The sequence below is a fragment of the Pyxidicoccus sp. M15 genome (assembly GCF_056858435.1).
On sequence record NZ_CM166495.1, the window covers coordinates 4,043,853 to 4,061,079 of the forward strand.

15 protein-coding genes and 2 tRNA genes are annotated in these 17,227 nt (G+C 72.1%); 11 read left to right on the top strand and 6 right to left on the bottom strand.

The genetic code is table 11. The annotated features are described in order from the left end of the window. The first annotated feature begins 51 nt into the window (after positions 1-51). Positions 52-1,023: a response regulator gene (locus ACX9TP_RS15135; protein ID WP_482980436.1), complete on the top strand. Its 972-nt coding sequence runs from the start codon at positions 52-54 to the stop codon at positions 1,021-1,023. Positions 1,024-1,118: 95 nt separating this feature from the next. Here ACX9TP_RS15135 and ACX9TP_RS15140 read toward each other — a convergent pair. From ACX9TP_RS15140 to gltX, 4 genes are all read right to left on the bottom strand, one after another. Then, positions 1,119-1,190, bottom strand: a tRNA-Glu gene (locus tag ACX9TP_RS15140). Between the two features lie 110 nt (positions 1,191-1,300). Then, positions 1,301-1,371, bottom strand: a tRNA-Gln gene (locus ACX9TP_RS15145). Positions 1,372-1,455: 84 nt separating this feature from the next. Then, positions 1,456-1,866, bottom strand: coding sequence for a hypothetical protein (locus ACX9TP_RS15150; protein ID WP_482982173.1), 411 nt, complete (start codon positions 1,864-1,866; stop codon positions 1,456-1,458). Positions 1,867-1,928: 62 nt separating this feature from the next. Further along, positions 1,929-3,368 (bottom strand): glutamate--tRNA ligase, encoded by a 1,440-nt coding sequence (gene gltX / locus ACX9TP_RS15155; RefSeq protein WP_482980437.1) that lies wholly within the window; start codon positions 3,366-3,368, stop codon positions 1,929-1,931. Between the two features lie 111 nt (positions 3,369-3,479). Here gltX and ACX9TP_RS15160 point away from each other — a divergent pair, with 111 nt between their 5' ends. The 4 genes from ACX9TP_RS15160 to ACX9TP_RS15175 are packed head-to-tail and all read left to right on the top strand — an operon-like array spanning position 3,480 to position 6,629. Further along, on the top strand, positions 3,480-4,052 hold the full coding sequence (locus tag ACX9TP_RS15160) for a hypothetical protein (protein WP_482980438.1): 573 nt from the start codon (positions 3,480-3,482) through the stop codon (positions 4,050-4,052). Beyond that, entirely contained in the window at positions 4,049-4,936 is an 888-nt protein-coding gene (locus tag ACX9TP_RS15165; protein ID WP_482980439.1) for a myxosortase-dependent metalloprotease, MXAN_2677/MXAN_2678 family, read from the top strand. The genes ACX9TP_RS15160 and ACX9TP_RS15165 overlap by 4 nt, the downstream gene beginning before the upstream one ends. Continuing rightward, complete coding sequence (locus ACX9TP_RS15170) at positions 4,933-5,901, top strand: myxosortase-dependent metalloprotease, MXAN_2677/MXAN_2678 family (RefSeq protein ID WP_482980440.1); 969 nt, start codon at positions 4,933-4,935, stop codon at positions 5,899-5,901. Before ACX9TP_RS15165 ends, ACX9TP_RS15170 begins: the two co-directional genes overlap by 4 nt. Positions 5,902-5,912: 11 nt before the next feature. Then, a complete protein-coding gene (locus ACX9TP_RS15175; protein WP_482980441.1) occupies positions 5,913-6,629 on the top strand; it encodes an HAD family hydrolase in 717 nt (238 codons plus the stop codon). Positions 6,630-6,654: 25 nt separating this feature from the next. Here the strand turns inward: ACX9TP_RS15175 and ACX9TP_RS15180 are convergent, their stop codons facing one another. Further along, complete coding sequence (locus ACX9TP_RS15180; protein ID WP_482980442.1) at positions 6,655-8,697, bottom strand: TonB family protein; 2,043 nt, start codon at positions 8,695-8,697, stop codon at positions 6,655-6,657. 249 nt (positions 8,698-8,946) lie between these two features. Between ACX9TP_RS15180 and ACX9TP_RS15185 the strand changes: the two genes are divergently transcribed. Genes ACX9TP_RS15185 through ACX9TP_RS15210 form a run of 6 tightly spaced genes read left to right on the top strand, consistent with a single transcriptional unit; the run spans position 8,947 to position 16,053 of the window. Further along, positions 8,947-9,510: a chemotaxis protein CheW gene (locus ACX9TP_RS15185; protein WP_482980443.1), complete on the top strand. Its 564-nt coding sequence runs from the start codon at positions 8,947-8,949 to the stop codon at positions 9,508-9,510. Beyond that, positions 9,507-10,859 (top strand): CheR family methyltransferase, encoded by a 1,353-nt coding sequence (locus ACX9TP_RS15190; RefSeq protein WP_482980444.1) that lies wholly within the window; start codon positions 9,507-9,509, stop codon positions 10,857-10,859. The genes ACX9TP_RS15185 and ACX9TP_RS15190 overlap by 4 nt, the downstream gene beginning before the upstream one ends. 34 nt (positions 10,860-10,893) lie before the next feature. Next, positions 10,894-12,507 (top strand): methyl-accepting chemotaxis protein, encoded by a 1,614-nt coding sequence (locus tag ACX9TP_RS15195; protein WP_482980445.1) that lies wholly within the window; start codon positions 10,894-10,896, stop codon positions 12,505-12,507. Between the two features lie 29 nt (positions 12,508-12,536). Then, positions 12,537-12,914 carry a response regulator gene (locus ACX9TP_RS15200; protein WP_482980446.1) on the top strand — a complete coding sequence of 126 codons (378 nt, stop codon included), beginning with the start codon at positions 12,537-12,539 and terminating at the stop codon, positions 12,912-12,914. 4 nt (positions 12,915-12,918) lie between these two features. Next, positions 12,919-13,503, top strand: a complete 585-nt coding sequence (locus ACX9TP_RS15205; protein WP_267855019.1) for a chemotaxis protein CheW — start codon at positions 12,919-12,921, stop codon at positions 13,501-13,503. A gap of 9 nt (positions 13,504-13,512) precedes the next feature. Next, positions 13,513-16,053 (top strand): hybrid sensor histidine kinase/response regulator, encoded by a 2,541-nt coding sequence (locus ACX9TP_RS15210; protein WP_482980447.1) that lies wholly within the window; start codon positions 13,513-13,515, stop codon positions 16,051-16,053. Between the two features lie 113 nt (positions 16,054-16,166). On the opposite strand, the gene ACX9TP_RS15215 is transcribed toward ACX9TP_RS15210, so the two are convergent. Beyond that, positions 16,167-17,171 carry a sensor histidine kinase gene (locus ACX9TP_RS15215; RefSeq protein ID WP_482980448.1) on the bottom strand — a complete coding sequence of 335 codons (1,005 nt, stop codon included), beginning with the start codon at positions 17,169-17,171 and terminating at the stop codon, positions 16,167-16,169. Positions 17,172-17,227 lie beyond the last annotated feature (56 nt).

Consider the following 17,227-nt stretch of genomic DNA (forward strand, 5'->3'; position numbering starts at 1 on the left):
CCCGAAGCGGAGCCTCGAAGTTGGAAGGGAGCTGTGAGAATCTCCGCGGATATGGAACTCCCGTTCGAGACCGGGGACGGCGAGGGTGGCGAGGGGGGAACACTCGCTTCGACGGTGTTGGTGGTGGACGACGAGCCCGTCGTCCTGGACATCTGCGCGCGCCTCTTGGAGCGCGAGCCTGACCTGGCGGTGACGCTGGCGCAGAGCGCCGAGGAGGCGCTGCCGCTGCTGGCGGAGCAGCGCTTCGACGTGCTGGTGACGGACAAGAACCTGCCCGGCATGGGTGGGGTGGAGCTCATCGCCGAGGCGCGGCGCCTGCAGCCCTCGCTGGAGGCGCTGATGATTACCGCCTACGCCAGCTCCGAGTCCGTCGTCGCCGCCTTCGCGGCCGGTGCCAGCGACTACATCCTCAAGCCCTTCGATGACTTGCGCGTGCTGCGCGCCAAGGTGCGCGCCGCCCTGGAGCGCGGCAGCTCCGGCGGGCGCGTGCGCGAGCAGTCGCGCGAAGTCGCCCGCGAGGCCGCCGTGCTGCTGGCCGCCGGGCAGGACGCGCCCGAGCCCGCCCACGAGGCGCTGGAGGAGGAGCTGCGCGCCTACGAAGAGGCGGTGCGCGTGGGCCTCAACGGCCGGGTGGCGGTGGTGGGCAGCGCCGAGGCGGTGGCCGTGCTGAAGGAGCACGGCTTCGAGACGCTGGAGCTGGCGCCCTACGCGCCGGAGCTGCAGAAGGTGGACGTCGTCGTCGTGGAGACGGGCGACCCGCAGTGGCGCACGCTGGCCGAGCGGCTCCAGCGCCGGCCGCCGGACGTGCTGCTGCTGGCCAGCCCCCAGGCCGACCTGGGAGACCTGCTGGAGGCGATTACCCTCCGCATGGACCTGGTGGGCTTCGGCAGCACCCACGGCGCCAGCGCGCTGCCGGAGAAGGTGCGGATGCTGCTGCTGCGCCGGGGCGTCGAGCGGGCGCAGGACCGGCTCGCCACCGCGCTCGCGGCCTTCCGCCAGAGCATCACCCCGCCGCGGGCCTGAAGGCCCGGGGCGGCGCTCCCTGCCTGGGGGCGCCGCGTCGCCGTGGCCCGCAAAAGCAAAACGCCCACCTTCTTTTCAGAAGGTGGGCGTCTTAGTGACCCTGCCGGGATTCGAACCCGAGTTTGAGCCGTGAGAGGGCTCCGTCCTAACCACTAGACGACAGGGCCAGACACTGTTTCAACCGGTGCTAACTGCTGGTGCTTCCTACATTTTCCGTCCGCCCTCGTCAACCATTCCTTCGTGCTGCTGGTTGCTTCGGACTGCCGGGTGCTGCGAGCTGGGGAACTAGGATTCGAACCTAGATAAGCAGAGTCAGAGTCTGCTGTCCTGCCGTTAGACGATTCCCCAAGGACCAACTGCGGCGCTTCTCTACCAACACCGCCTCTCGACTGCAACAACTTAGAGGCGGTGTTTGCTGCTGCCTGCCTGCTGCTACTTCTTCTTCGCCGGCTTCGGATTCTCCGGCTTCTTCACCGTCCTGGCTGCCTGCTGCGTCGGGACGATGTAGATGCGAACCTCGTCGTTCGCCTCGTAAATGTTCAAGCCCGCGAAGTTCTTCCCCGAGGGATTGATGATGTGGACCGCCTTCACGCCCGGCTGGTTGACGATCTGCCGGCGAGGGTAGTTCGAGGTCGAATACACGTTCTTGTAGTAGTCGACCGTCGCCTCGAAGTCCCTGGGCGCCCGGTAGCGGTTCTCGCCGACCTTCTGCGAGCCGTCCGGGAGCTGCGCGCCGCTGACCACCTCGGCGCCCGCCACGGTTGCCCAGAGGGCGAACAGCGCCGTCCCGAGCGGGCGCGCCTTATAGAAATGGCGTTTCAGGCTGTCAAGCGCTCGCGTCATGAACATGGGCCCAAGATTAGGTTCCGCCTCCGCAGACGTCTACCGATTCCAGGTCCTGACGTTCAGCCGCGAGCGAGCGCCGCGTCGATGCGGCGCAGGGCCTCGTCACGGCCCACCAGGAGCAGCGTCTCGCCGATGCCGGGGCTGGTGGTGTTGCCGGTGACGGCCACGCGGATGGGCTGCGCAATCTTGCCCATGCCCACGCTCGCCGCCTCGCTCACCGTCTTCACCACGCCGTCCAGCGCCTCCACCTTCCACTCGGGCAGGGCGGCGAGCGCCTCGCGCGCCTTGCGCAGCAGGTTGAGCGACTCACCGGCGAGGTGCTTGGCCGCGGCCTTCTCGTCCAGGGTGACGCCGGTGCGGAAGTAGACGTTGGCCGCCGTGGTGGCCATCTCCTCCAGCGTGTTGGAGCGCTCGCGCAGGGCGCGCACCAGCGGCTCCAGGCGCGCGTCGCCCTTCGCGTGGACGCCCTTGGCCTCGAGGAAGGGCAGGAGCCGCTCGGCGATGTCGGACTCCGGGAGCAGCTTCATCCACTGCTGGTTGAGCCACAGCAGCTTCTCCGGGTTCCACACGCCGGAGGTGGTGCCCACGTCGGAGAAGTCGAACCACTGGAGCATCTGCTCGCGGGAGATGACCTCGTCGTTGCCGTGGCTCCAGCCCAGGCGGATGACGAAGTTGAGCAGCGCCTCCGGGAGGATGCCGTTGCGCTTGTGCAACATCACGTCCGCTTCCGGGTGCTTGCGCTTGGACAGCTTCTCGCGGTCCGGCCCGAGGATGAGCGGCAGGTGGGCGAAGTCCGGCGGCTGCCAGCCCAGCGCCTTGTAGAGCATCAGCTGCGGGAAGGTGGAGTTGACGTGCTCCTGCCCGCGCGCCACCAGGGTGATGTCCATCAGGTGGTCGTCGATGACGCAGCCGTAGTTGTAGAGGGGGATGCCGTCCGCGCGCATCATGACCCAGTCATCCAGGTCCGAGTACGGCTTGGTGATGACGCCCAGCGCCTTGTCGTCGAAGGACACGGAGCCCTCGCCCGACGGCATCTTGAAGCGGAGGACCGCGTCCTCCGCGCGCTTGCCCGCCGGCGGGGCCTTCAGCTCGCGGCAGGTGCCCGGGTACTTGAAGGCGCCGCCCGTCTTCTCCGCGGCCTGGCGCTGCACGTCCAGCTCCTCGCGGGTGCAGTAGCAGCGGTAGGCCTTGCCGTCGGCGATGAGCTTGTCCGCGTGCTCGCGGTAGGTGTCCAGCCGCTGCATCTGGAAGTAGGGCGCGTAGGGGCCCTCCTTGCCGGGGCCTTCGTCCCACTCCAGGCCCAGCCAGTTGAGCCCGTCGAGGATGGCCTGCACCGACTCGGGCGTGGAGCGGCCCTGGTCCGTGTCCTCGACGCGGAGGATGAAGGTGCCGCCCTGGCGCCGGGCCTGGAGGTAGTTCATCAGCGCCGTGCGGGCACCGCCGATGTGGAGGTAGCCGGTAGGCGAGGGAGCGAAGCGGACGCGAGGGGCGGAAGGCATACGGGCGCGCGGATTAGCAGGAGGAGGGTAGGGGGTCAACGCGCACGGCCGTTTCGGAAGCCGTACGGCCCCGGGCCGCTGGGGTAAGCTCGTGCGCCAGGGAGAACACGTATGTCGATTCGTCAGGTATTTCGCACGTTGCTGCTGGCGGCCTTCCTGGGCGCCCTTCCGGCGAGCGCCACCACCCAGCTCAAGGTGGAGCTGCCCGAGCTCGCGCGCGGCGCGGACGCCGTCGTCCACGGCGTCGTCCGGCGGGTGGAGAGCCGCTGGAGCGGGGACAAGATGCGCATCGTCACCGACGTGGAAATCCAGGTGACGGAGTCCCTCAAGGGGCAGCCGGGCGGAACGGTGCTCGTCACCCAGCCCGGTGGCCGCGTGGGCGACGTGGGGCAGGTGGTGCACGGCCTGGCCTCCTTCGCCGCGGGCGAGGAGGTGGTGGTGTTCCTGGAGAAGCGCGGCGCGCGCGCCTTCCGCGTGTCCTCGATGGCCCAGGGCAAGTACCAGGTGAAGCGCGACGCCGACGGGAAGACGGCCCTCGCGGTGCCGGAGCCCTCGGAGGCCCTGCTGCTGGACCCCGTCACCCGCAAGCCCACCGCGAGCGCGCTCCAGCCGCTGACGCTGGAGGCGCTCAAGGCCGCCGTGCGCGCCGCGGTGGACTCCGCGCCGAAGGGACAGACGCCGTGATTCCGCTCGCACCCTTGATGCTGGCCCTGGCGCTGGGCCAGACGGACCCGTACGTGCGCAGCCGCGTGGACGCGGGCGACACGCGCACCCAGTGCCTCTACTGGACGGCCACACGCGTCACCTGGCACCAGAGCACCTACGGCAACCCGGCCACGCCAGGGGAGTCGGAGTTCGATGCGATGCGCCGCTCCTTCCAGAGCTGGCAGGACATCTTCGCCCAGTGCGGCAACCTCGCCCTGGAAGAAGGCCCCCGCGTCGCGGACCGCGAGGTCGGCTACAAGCGCGAGGGGGCCAACCGCAACCTGGTGCTCTTCCGCGACAGGGACTGCAACGCGGTGGTGGCCTCGACGGACGCGTGCTGGGACGACGACACCTGCGCCAACAAGTTCGACTGCTGGGAGGACGACGACAACACCATCGCCATCACCCTCACCACGTACGACGAGCGCTCGGGCATCATCTACGACTCGGACATCTCCTTCAACGCGGCGCGCTTCGCGTTCACCACCGCGGATGGGAACACCTGCTTCCCGCCGGTGACGACCAACTGCGTGGCCACGGACGTGCAGAACACGGCCACGCACGAGATTGGCCACTTCATCGGCCTGGACCACACGCGCGCGACGGGCTCCACCATGAACCCGAGCGCTCCGCCGGGTGAGGTGTCCAAGCGCACCATCGACACCGGCTCGCACGACTTCGTCTGCGCGGTGTACCCCAGGGGGCAGGCGAGCCAGGCCTGCCTCCACCCCGCGGTCGAACAGGAGCTGGGCCCCAGGGCGAGCACCGGCTGCGCCGCTACCGGCCCCGGCGCGCTCCTGCCCGCGCTGGCCGCGTGGGCGCTGTGGCTGGCCCGCCGCCGCCGCGAGGAGGCCTCCCGGTGAGCAGGGCGCTCCTGGTGCTCGCGGCCGCGCTGCTTTCGGCCGCTCCCGCGCTGGCGCAGGACGAGGACGCGCCCTTCCGGCGCACCGTGGTGCCGGGACGGCCGTTGTGCCTGCTGTGGCCGGGGCGCGACTACGTCTACCACCTGGACGCGGCCGGCAGCGCGCGCACCCCGGGCGACACCGAGGTGGCCGCCATCGAGGCCTCCTTCGACTCCTGGCGCACGCAGTCGAAGACGTGCAGCGACTACAACTTCCGCCGCGGCGAGGACTGGAGCCTGCCGGTGAAGGTGGGCTACGACCAGGGGCAACCGTATAACAACTACAACATCGTCACCTTCCGGGAGAAGTCGTGCCCGGACGTGGTCCCCGTGGAGGACCCGTGCTGGGCGGAGGAGACGTGCGGTAACGTGTACGCGTGCTGGGAGCACGGCGAGGGCACCATCGGCCTCACCACCTCCACCTTCAGCTTCCGTGACGGCCGGGTGCTGGACGCGGACATCGAGCTGAACGGCTCGCGGCCCGGCGGCCGCGTCGGCTTCCTCTTCACCACGGTGGACTCCCCGGTGTGCGAGGGCGTGCCGGCGACGGACTGCGTGGCCACGGACCTCCAGAACACCATGACGCACGAGATTGGCCACGTGGTGGGGCTGGACCACGTCTTCGTCCCGGGCTCCACCATGGAGGCCACCGCGCCGGATGGGGAGACGGGCAAGCGCGTCATCGACCCCGGCTCCGGCGCCGGCTTCTGCTCCATCTACCCGCGCGGCCTGCCGCCCAACCAGTGCTCCTCCCGTCCGGGCGCGGGCCTCACGCTGCAGGCCGAGGGCCGCGGCACCGGCTGCGCGGCGGCGCCCGGTCCGCTGGCGCTGGGCGCGGTGCTGGCCGCCCTGGTGCTGGCGCGGCGCAGGGCGGCCGGGCGGCCGGGGACGCGGGACGGCGCTGCGGCCCCGCGCGGGCGGGGTTAGAGGTCCAGAACGTGGCCGTCGCCTTCTTCGACCTGGACAAGACGCTCATCGCGGCCAACTCCGGCTCGCTGTGGGTGCGCCGCGAGCTGGAGCTGGGGCACATCACCCGCCTGCAGGCGCTGCGCGCCAGCCTGTGGATTGCCCGCTACCACCTGGGCTTCGTCTCCATGCAGGACGCGGTGGCGCGCGCCATCGCCCAGCTCGCGGGCTCGGAGGCCCGGCCCATCCAGGAGCGCACCGCCGTCTTCTACGAGGAGCAGGTGCGCCCCCTCTACCGGCCCGGCGGCCTGCTGGCGCTGGAGGAGCACCGCCGGGCGGGAGACCGGCGGGTGCTGCTCACGTCGTCCTCGGGCTACCTGTCGGAGCTGGTGGCGCGGGAGCTGGGACTGGACGCGGTGTTGTGCAACCGCTTCGAGGTGGACGACGCGGGCCGGCACACCGGGCGGCCGCTGGGCGTCATCTGCTTCGGCGAGGGCAAGCGCACCGTCGCCGAGGCCTACGCGCGCGAGGCCGGCGTGGCGCTGTCCACGTGCGCCTTCTACACGGACTCGTACTCGGACCTGCCGGTGATGGAGGTGGTGGGGCGGCCAGTGGCCGTGCACCCGGACCACCGGCTCAAGCGCGAGGCCCGAAGGCGCGGCTGGCCGGTGGTGAGCTGGGGCGTGCCCCCGGGCGGCACCCCGGTCGCACCGCCCGCGCCGCCGGTGGTCCCCTCCACGGGGCCCTGACCTCTCGGCGCGGCGGGTGCTGCGTCTAGCGGCGGGGCGCCACGAGCCGCATGGTGAAGGTGTAGTCCACGTTCACCGGGTGGCCCTGGTAGACGATGGGCTTGTAGGTGCGCGACTGCAGCGCCTCCAGCACCGGCTTCTCCATGTAGGGCACCGCCTTGATGGTGCGGCACCTCTCCACGCGGCCCTTCTGGGTGATGGTGCAGCGGACAATCATCGCGCCCTCGGCCTTCGCGGCCATCGCCTCGCGCGTGTAGATGATGTCCTTCGTCTGGTCGAGCATCTCCAGGCGGGGCATCTCATCGCTGTAGGGCAGCACGTCGCCCCGCGCGGAGGCCAGGGCCGCCGTGGGCAGCACCGGCACCGCCAGGCCGCCGGCCACGCCCTTGGCCGGAGTGGCCGCCGCGGTGGAGCCCACCGCGCTCGCGGCCGCCGGCTCGGGAGGAGGCGGGGACGAGGGGGCCAGCATCACCGGGGCGGACATGCCGCCGGGCGTGGCCACCGGCTCGGCGGCCTCCACCTCGTCCGTGGCGGAGGAGGCCGAGGCCACCTCCATGTTGCGGCCGCCACCACCGCCCCGGCGCTTCTGCAGCTTCTGGGACAGCACCACCTCGCCGGAGCCGCCCGCGACGACGGTCTCCATCTGGTAGCCCTCCAGCGCGAAGGTCAGCTCCACCGTGACGGAGCCGTCCTGGCCCTGGGGAATCTCCAGGGTGAAGGGCGTGGTGCCCCGCTCCTTGCCCCGGTAGAAGACGCGCGCGCCGCTCGGCTGGCTCATCAGCTTGAAGCGCACCTTGCCGTTGCCAACCGCCGCGGCCGGCTCCTGCGCGGCGGCGGCGGGCGCGGTCGGAGCGGCGGGCGCCTGGGCCACCGGCTCCGGCTTCGGCTCGTCACCCTTGCCCTTCATCATGAAGAGCACCGCGCCGCCGGCGATGAGGCCCGCCACCACGATGCCGACCAGGCCTCCGGTGAGCAGCGTGCGCTGCCGCGCGCGCTTCACCTCCTGGGGCACCTCCACGCTGATGTCCACCGCCAGCGTGTCGCCAGAGGACTCCGCGGTGTTGCCCGAGCTCGCGAACAGCGCCGGAGACGGGTAGGGGCCCGTCGTCGTCGCGCCACCCGGGCGCTTGAAGATGCCGCTGTTGCCGCCCGCGGCCATGCTGGCGTCGCGCAGCCCCTCCAGCACCTCGTCCATGGTCTGGAAGCGCTTGGCCGGGTCCTTCTCCAGGCAGCGCCGCACCACCGCCTCGATTTCCGGCGGCACGTGGAGGTCCGGCCGCACCTGCTGGAAGGTGGGCGGGGCTTCCTTGTAATGGGCGAAGATGAGCTCGATGTGGTCCCTCGCGATGAACGGCGGGCGGCCCATCAGCATCTGGAAGAGGACGATGCCCAGCGAGTACACGTCGCTGCGCGCGTCGGTGACGTTGCGCGCCTGCTCGGGCGCCATGTACTGCGGCGAGCCGAGGAAGGTGCCGTTCTGGGTGATCTCCGGGGAGATCTGCCCCTCCTGCGGCGCCGCCACCGACTTCACGAGGCCGAAGTCCAGCACCTTCACCAGGTCCTGATCCGACTCGTTCAGGAGCATGATGTTGGCGGGCTTCAAGTCCCGGTGGACGATGCCCAGGCTGTGCGCCTCGCGCAGCGAGCGGCAGATCTGCTGCGCCACGGAGATGGAGCGCTGCCATGTCAGCGGCCCCGCCTGACCGAGCACCTGGGCCAGCGTGCGGCCGTCCAGGTACTCCATGGCGATGTAGTAGATGCCGTCGTCCGTCTGCCCGTAGTCGATGACGGTGACGGTATTGGGGTGGCGCAGCTTGGAGGTGAGCGAGGCCTCACGCAGGAAGCGCTTCTGGAACCCCGGGTCCTTGCTGCTCTGGAAGCTGGGGTTGAGCACCTTGAGCGCCACCACGCGCTCCAGCGGAGCCTGCAGGGCGCGGTACACCTTGCCCATGCCTCCGACGCCAAGCGGCTCCAGGATGCTGAAGCGGCCGTTGAGGGTCCGTCCGATGAGCGGATCAGCGCCCGTGCCAGCTGGTGCCTCGGGGTTCGACGCGTCGCCCTTGATCATTCGTAGCCCCTGACAGCAAGCAACATGGATTCTCCAGGAGTGTGGCGACTCGGCATCAAACCACAAATTCCCGACGAGACGCAGCCCTGCGATGTCCTCTTGAGCACGTCTGGTTGCTCGCGAAGCCCCGCCCAACCCTGGAGGGCGGTGTGGGCGGATGGAGGGCGCGGCCCCCTTTGACGCTTCTTTGCCCTCCGGACTAGCGTGTTGCGTCCGGCGCTTCAGGGCTGAAGCACGCCGGAAGCGCAGATGTCCGATACCCCCAATCATCCCATGAACGCCCAGGTGCGCCGGCTCTCGGTCCAGGAACGGCTGAGTGAGCTGGAGGCCGAGCAGGCCCTGCTGCGCCGGGAGCTCGTGTCGCTCGCGGGCGAGCTGCGCCTGCCGGGCATGTACCTCACCATCGACGCGGCGAGCACCAGCGCGCTGCTGGCCGCGGACTCGGTGCAGGAGGTGGTGCGGCTGGTGGAGATGGAGCCGTTGCCGGGCGCGCCGCCGCACATCGCGGGGACGTTCGTCTACCGGGGCAGCCCGGCGGTGGTGGTGGACCTGGCGGCGCTCTTGGGCGTGCGCCGGGTGCCGGACATGGACGCGCACCTGGTCATCTGCAAGGGCGCGCGCACGGTGGCGGTGCTGGTGGACCGGGTGAGGGACCTGGTGGAGGCGCCCGTCCTGGTGGACGGGACGCCCGATGGGACGCAGGCCCTGCCCTGGGATGCCACGGGGCTGATGGCGGGGCTGTGCCGCACGCCGGAGGGAGTGCGCCCGCTGCTGCGCACCTCGGCGGTGCTGGTGGGGTCGGAGGGGTCGTGAGCGAGGCGGTGCTCGACGATGCGACGCTCGTCCGCGTCGAGGAGGTGCTCCGGGCGGCCTGTGGCCTGACGCTGGCGCGCAGCCTGCGCCGCTCGCTGGAGACGGCGCTGACGCGGGCCTCCGAGTCGCGCGGGCTGGAGCCGGACGCCTTCCTGCGACAGCTCCTGCTGCGCGAGTCCACGGCGGTGGAGAGCTTCATCGAGCACGCCGTCATCGGCGAGACGTACTTCTTCCGTCACCCCGAGCACCTGCGCGCCCTGGCGCGGCTGGCGCAGGCGCACGCCGGCCCCTTCTTCCACGTGTGGAGCGCGGGCTGCGCGAGCGGCGAGGAGCCCTACAGCATCGCCATGGCGCTGCTGGCGTCGGGCATGCCCGAGGGGCGCTTCCGCGTGCTGGCCACCGACGTGTCCGGCCGGGCACTGCAGCGTGCGCGCGAGGGCGCCTACGGGACGTGGTCCCTGCGCAGGATCGAGCCGGAGCTGGAGAAGCGCTTCCTCGTGGCACGGGGCGATCAGCTCTCCGTGGTGCCGCTGGTGCGTCGCACCGTGGACTTCCGGCGCCACAACCTCGCGGTGGACGTGCCGCCCGTGCAGGGGCTCGCCGCCATCTTCTGCCGCAACGTCCTCATCTACTTCCCGCCGGAGCTGGTGCGCGAGGTGCTGACGCGCTTCATCGAGGCGCTCGCCCCGGGCGGGCTGCTCTTCGTGTCGCCCGCCGAGGTGCCCCTCGCCAACGGCCTGGGCCTGGAGACGGTGGACGCCGAGGGCAGCGTGGCGCTGCGCGTGCCGACGCAGGGGGGGATGCGCCCCGCCGCCGCGGCCGTCGCCCGGCTGGAGCGCCCCCGCCCCGTGCCAATGCCGCCGCGGCGGCTCGTGCCCGCGCCGAGGCTGCCCCCGCCGGAGCCCGCGCCCGCGCCGCCCGTCGCGCGCGTGGAGGCGGCGCCCGCCTCGCCGGAGCCGCTGGAGCGCGCGCTGGACGCCGCTCGCGCGGGCCGCTTCGAGGAGGCCGAGGTGCTGGCGCGCGAGGCGGCGAAGGGGCTGGTGCCCGAGGCGTACCTGCTGCTGGCGATGGTGGCGGAGGGGCGGGGCGACCTGAACGGGGCGGTGGAGGCGGTGCGCAAGGCGCTGTACCTGGAGCCGCAACTGGCGCTCGGGCACGCGACGCTGGTGGCGCTGTACGGGCGCATGGACCGCCGCGAGGACGCGGAGCGGGCGAGGCAGAATGCCCTGCGCGCGCTGGACGGGCTGGACGACGAGCAGCCGCTGCGCGGGGTGGAGACGATGACCGCCGGAGGCCTGCGACAGGCCCTGGTGCCGAGGACGCAGGTTGGATGGCAGGGCGCGCGCTGAGGTGGCTCGCGCCCGCGTGTAGGTGGGAGGCAACGTGGACGTCAAAGGGACGAAGCTGACACTGCCGGGACAGGGCGCGGTGGGACGGCTCAGCCTGAGGGTCAAGATCCTCGCCGTCACTGGAATGACGGGGCTGCTGGTGGCCGGCATCCTCATCCTGGCGTTCTGGGTGCAGATGGGCGCCGCGCAGCGTGATGACCTGTCCCGCCGCTCCCACATGGTGAGCGAGGAGCTGGCGAAGACGCTCACGCCCATGCTGGTGACGAGCACCGACCCGGGCAAGCTCCAGGCCTCGGCGCACGGCGTGCTGCGCCACGTGCCGGACGTGGCCTACGTGCTGGTGCGCGACGGGCGGGGCGAGCTGGTGGCCGAGGTGGCCGCGGAGCGCTTCGCGGGCGAGGACACGGCGGCGCCCGAGGGCGACGCGCCGGTGGACCGCCGGCTGCTCGTCAACGGGCAGAACGTGGTGGAGTCCACGACGCCCATCCTCACCGCGTCCGCCACGGCGGGCGCCACGCCCCAGCGGGTGGGCAGCGTGCAGGTGGCGCTCCACGAAGAGGCGCTGTCCGACGCGCTGCGCGACACCACGCGCTTCACGCTGGTGATTGGCGTGCTCATCCTCGCGGGCTGTCTGCTGGCGTCCTGGCTGATGTCGGGCCTGCTCGTCGTCCCGCTGGAGCGGCTGGCGCACGCGGCCGCCGGCATCGCCGCGGGCAACCTGCGCCAGGAGGTCGACACCCGGGGCCGGGACGAGATTGGCGACGTGGCGCGCAGCTTCGCCGTCATGGCGGAGGCGCTCTCGCACCTGCTCCAGGACTTGCGCGGCGCCGCGGCGGAGATGGAGCGCGAGGCGGCGGGCGTGCTGTCCACGTCCACCCAGCAGTCGGCCATGGCGCACCAGCAGGCCTCCGCCATCAACGAGACCAGCACCACGGTGGCGGAGATTGCCCAGACGTCCAAGCAGGCCACCGCGTACGCGGACTCGGTCATCTCCCAGACGCAGAAGTCGGAGTCGCTCAGCACGGAGGGCCAGAAGGTCGTCGCGGAGAGCGTGTCCGGCATGGAGAAGCTGGGCGACCAGGTGAAGGCCATCGCCCTGTCGATTACGGACCTGAGCGAGCGCACGCTGCAGATTGGCGACATCATCAGCACGGTGAAGGACGTGGCCGAGCAGTCGAACCTGCTGGCGCTCAACGCCTCCATCGAGGCGGCCAAGGCGGGCGAGCACGGCCGCGGCTTCGCGGTGGTGGCCACGGAGATGCGCACGCTGGCCGAGCAGTCACGCATCGCCGCGGACCAGGTGCGCGGGCTGCTCAACGAGGTGCAGAAGGGCACCCGCGCGGCCGTCAGCGCCACCGAGGAGGGCAGCCGGCGGGCGCAGGCGGCCATGGAGCTGGCGCGCGGCGCGGGCAACACCATCCTCGGCCTGTCGGAGGTCATCCGGGAGTCTTCGGGCGCGGCGCGGCAGATTGCCGGCAACACGCGCCAGCAGACCATTGGCGTGGAGCAGATCTCCGCGGCCATGGGCGAGCTGACCTCCGCCATGGGCGACGCGGTGGAGCAGACCCGGCGCATCGAGCAGGTGGCAGGCAACCTGACGAATCTTTCCAGGCGGTTCTCGGACCTGGTGGGTAGGTACCAGTTATGACGAATACGGTGGCGGCAGGACGGCGAGCCATGAAGGTGCTCATCGTCGAGGACACGAAGACCATCACCAACCTGCTCCAGGTGTACCTGATGGGGTGGGGCCTGGAGTTCTTCGACGCACCCAACGGCGCGCTGGGGCTCACGCGGGCGCGTGACTTGAAGCCGGACCTCATCATCTCCGACGTGCAGATGCCGGAGATGGACGGCTTCGCCCTCTGCGCGGCGGTGCGGGCGGACCCGAGCCTCCACGGCACGCCCTTCATGATGCTCACCTCGCTGAAGGACGACGCGAGCCGGCAGAAGGGCAAGCTGGTGGGGGCCAGCGCCTTCCTCAACAAGCCGGTGTCCGTGGATGACCTGCGCTCGAAGGTGCGCGACATCCTGAAGCTGCCCGCCACCCGGTACTAGGCCCATGCCCGGCGACGACGCGAAGGTGGAGATAGACTATTCCGCGCTGCGGCGGCAGCTCGACGAGGCGAACGCCCTGCTCGAGGGCACGCAGAAGGTGAGCCCGGAGCGGCGGCGCGAGGTGCTCGGCGCGCGCGCGCGGGCGCTGGCCGAGTCGCGCCACGAGGAGCGACAGGAGGTGCTCTCCGTGCTGGCCTTCCAGGTGGGAGGCGAGCGCTACGCCGTCCGCATCGAGCACGTGGACCACGTGCTGGAGGCGCGCGGAATCGCGGCCCTGCCGGGGGCGCCGGGGCACGTGCTGGGCGCGCTGGTGAGCCGCTCGCGCGTGGTGCCGGTGCTGGACCTGCGCCAGTTGCTGGGGCTGGAGGGCGGCGGCATGTCGGACCTGGGCAAGGTGGTGGTGGTGGAACTGGGCGAGGAGTGCTTCGGGCTCGCGGCGGAAGGTGTGGAGGGGCGCAAGGAGCTGCCGAGGACGGAGCTGTCGCAGCCGCCGCCGGGGCCCTTCCTGTTCCTCACGCAGGACCGGTTGACGGTGCTGGACCTGGAGCAGCTCGGGGGGCCCTCGGGCGCGCTGCCAGAGGGGGAATAGAGGCGCGCCATGGACGCACAGCTCTTGCGCAGCATCTGGCCGGTGTTCTCCGCGGAGACGCGCGAGCAGATCCAGGCCATCGGGTCGAAGGTGCTGGGCCTGGAGGGCCCCGCGCAGGAGCGTGAGCCGGACCTGCTGCCGTCCCTCAAGCGCCTGGTGCACAGCCTCAAGGGCTCGGCGGCCAGCCTGGGGCTGGACGACATCGAGCAGGTGGTGCACGCGATTGAAGACGGGCTCTCCACCTTCAATCCGCAGGAGCGACTGCCACGCACCGCGGTGGAGTCCATGCTGCGCGGCCTGTCCGCCATCGAAACGGCCATGGGCCGCGGCGATGCGGGCCAGTCCCCCGTGGTGGACGGGCTGGGCGCGGTGCTGTCGGCGCTGGGACGCGAGGGCGCGGTGACGGCGCCCCCGGGCGGCGCGAGCGGCGTGGCGAAGGGGCTGGACGCGCTGGAGTCGCTGGAAGCGGCGCTGGGGGCGCTGTGCTCGCCGGACGTGCCGGACCGCGCGGCGGTGGTGCGCACGGCGGTGGAGCGGGCGCGCGCGCTGAGGAGCACGGCCGAGGAGTCCGGGGCGGAGAAGGTGGCCTCGCTGGCGGAGGCCGCGGCGCTGGCCTTCACGCGCATGGAGCCCGGCGGCGACGCCGCGGGCATGGCCGCCTCCGACGTGGCGGGCACGCTGGTGGACCTGCGGGCCGCGCTGGAGGCCTCGGGCGGGGCGGGCGCGGTGGAGCGCGCCGTGGAGGCGCTGCGCTCGGTGCCGGCGCCCTCGTCGGCGGAGGGCTCGGGCGTGCAGGCCGCGGCCGGGGCCTCGCAGACGGGGGGCGGCACGGCGGACCGCACGGTGCGCGTGTCGGTGAAGACGCTGGAGTCGCTCGCGCTGCAGGTGGAGCTCCTGATGGCGGGCCGGGCGCAGCAGACCCGGCGCGGCGAGGCGCACCGCACGCTGATGGACGGCATGCACGAGGTGCTGCTGCACCTGGAGCGCGCGTCGTCGCAGCTCACCATGGCGGGCGGCGGTCCGGCGCTGGAGCCGCTGCGCTCGGGCGTGACGTTGATGCGCGGCCTGCAGAAGCGCCTGCTGGAGCTGACGAAGGAGTCGCACCGCGACGGCGAGCAGCTCTCGCTGGTGGTGCAGGTGGCGCGCGATGACCTGCGGGACTTGCGCATGGTGCCGGCGTCGACGGTGCTGGAGCCGCTGCGGCGCACGGTGCGCGAGGTGTCCGCGCGGCTGAACAAGGACGTGTCGCTGGACCTGGTGGGCGGGGACGTGCGGTTGGACCGGCGCATCCTCGACGCGCTGAAGGACCCGCTGCTGCACCTGGTGCGCAACGCCATCGACCACGGGCTCGAGTCCACGGCGGACCGCCGCGCGGCGGGCAAGTCGGAGACGGGGCGGCTGTCGGTGCGGGTGGAGCCGCGGGGCACGCGCATCGCGGTGGTGGTGGAGGACGACGGCTCGGGCCTGTCTCCGGAGCGGGTGCGGGCCACGGCGGTGCGCCGGGGGCTTCTCACCGAGGAGGCCGCGGAGAAGCTGACGGACGCGCAGGCGGCGCGGCTGGTGTTCCAGCCCGGCTTCTCCACGCGCGAGCAGGTGACGGCCACCTCCGGGCGGGGCGTGGGGCTGGACGTGGTGCAGGCCACCGCGCAGCGGCTGCAGGGCTCGGTGGACGTGGACTTCACGGCGGGGAAGGGGACGCGCTTCACGGTGGACCTGCCGCTGACGCTGGCCGCGGCGCTGGGGCTGCTGGTGCGCACGGGCACGACGGTGTCCGCGATTCCCTCCGACAGCGTGAAGCGCGTGCTGCGGCTGACGCCGGAGGACGTGGGCACGGTGGCGGGCCGCGTGGTGGCGCGTGTGGACGGCGAGCAGCTCACCTTCCTGCCGCTGGCGGAGTCCATCGGCCTGCCGCGGCTGCCCATGGCGATGGACACGGGGAAGCTGCAGACGGCGGCGCTGCTGTCCGTGGGCGACGACAAGGTGCTGTTCGCCATCGACGAGGTGGTGGGGCAGCAGGAAATCGTCGTCCGCTCGCTCGGGCGGCACGTGCGGGGTGTGCGGCACCTGGCGGGCGCGGCGGTGCTGGACGACGGCCGCGTGGTGCCGGTGCTCAACGCGACGGAGCTGGTGCGGGCGGCCCGGCCGGAGACGCGCTCCTCGCCGGTGGTGCAGGCCGCGCGGCCGCGCATCCTGGTGTGCGACGACGCGCTCACCACGCGCTTCGCCATGAAGTCGCTGCTCGAAATCGCCGGCTATCCGGTGGTGACGGCGGCGGACGGCGAGGAGGCGTGGGGCGTGCTGGAGCGCTCGTCCTGCCAGCTCGTGGTGAGTGACTGGCAGATGCCCCGGCTGGACGGAGTGGGGCTCGCCCGGCGCATCAAGGCGCACCCGACGCTGCACCGCACGCCCATCATCCTCGTCACCTCGCTCGACAGCCCGGAGGACCGGGCCGCGGGCCTGGAGGCGGGCGCGGATGGCTACCTCGTCAAGCGCGAGGTGGAGCGCGGAAAGCTGCTGGAGTTGGTGCGGCAGCTGCTGCCCGCGTCCTGAGGCATGCGCCGGTACGGTGCCGGCGCTCCATGCGCCTCTTCATGGGGCCAGCGCGTGACTCATGCATGAGTCGGCTGGGCCCGTGACTCATGCATGAGTCGGGTAACGGTGCTTCAGCCGCCGTGAGCCGCGAGCGACGCGGGCACGGTGTCGTCCGCGGGCAGGTGCACGACCAGCCCGCCTTCGTCCTCCGTGGGCAGTGACAGTCCGCCGCGCAGCCGCTGCGCGAGGTGCCGCAGCACGGCCGCCGTCTTCTCCGGCAGCGCCCTGCCTCCGCGCACGTCCACGCGCAGCCGCCACATGCCCAGGTCGTCCGCGGGCTCCACGCGCACCGTCACCGCCGTGCCGGACGCCGCCACCACACGCGCCAGCGTGCGCACCAGCAGGTCCACCGAGGCCTTCGGGCCCTTGAGCGCCACGGGCCGGTCCGGCAGCGTCATCGTCACGTCCGCGGTGCGGCCTCCGCGCGCCGACGAGAGGAACGCGGAGCGCAGGAGCGGACGCAAGTCCTCCACGCCCTCGTCCACCACCTTCGCCAGGCGCCGCTCGATGAGCGCGCCCTGGTCGTTCGCCACGCGCTGCATCCGGTCCAGGTAGCGCTGCATGGGCGGCGTCAGCGGGCCGGCGGTGCCCTTCACCATCATGTCCACGTAGCCCTTCATCACCATCAGCGGTGTGCGCAGGTCATGCGACGCCCGGGAGCGCCGCCGCTCCGCCTGGGACACCGCGCGCTCCAGCCGCTGCTTCGACTCCAGCAGTCGCGCCTGCCGCGCCCCCGCGTCCACCTCCCGCGCGTGCGCCGCCATCAATGCGCCTCCGAAGCGCGCGAGTCGCGCAAGCACCTCCTGGTCCGTGGCACCGAGAGGCTCGGGCCACACCACCAGCGCCTGCCGCCGCGCCGTCGTGGCACACGTCCGCGCGGGTGCGGCTCGGCCGGCCCTCGCGACACACGTGCGCCCATCATAGAGAGCCGCCCCGGAAGCGCCGGTCAGCCGCAGTGCCTCGCGCACCAGGGCGTCCAGCCCCGCGCGCGTGCCACACCGCAGCGCCCGCTCGGCCACCGCCGCGAGCACCCTCTCCACCCTTGCGTCGGGGTTGTCCCCGACGCGCCGCCCCATCCAAGCACCCGCCAGCACGCGCCAAGGTATGGGCATGGTGCGGCCGGGACGCAACA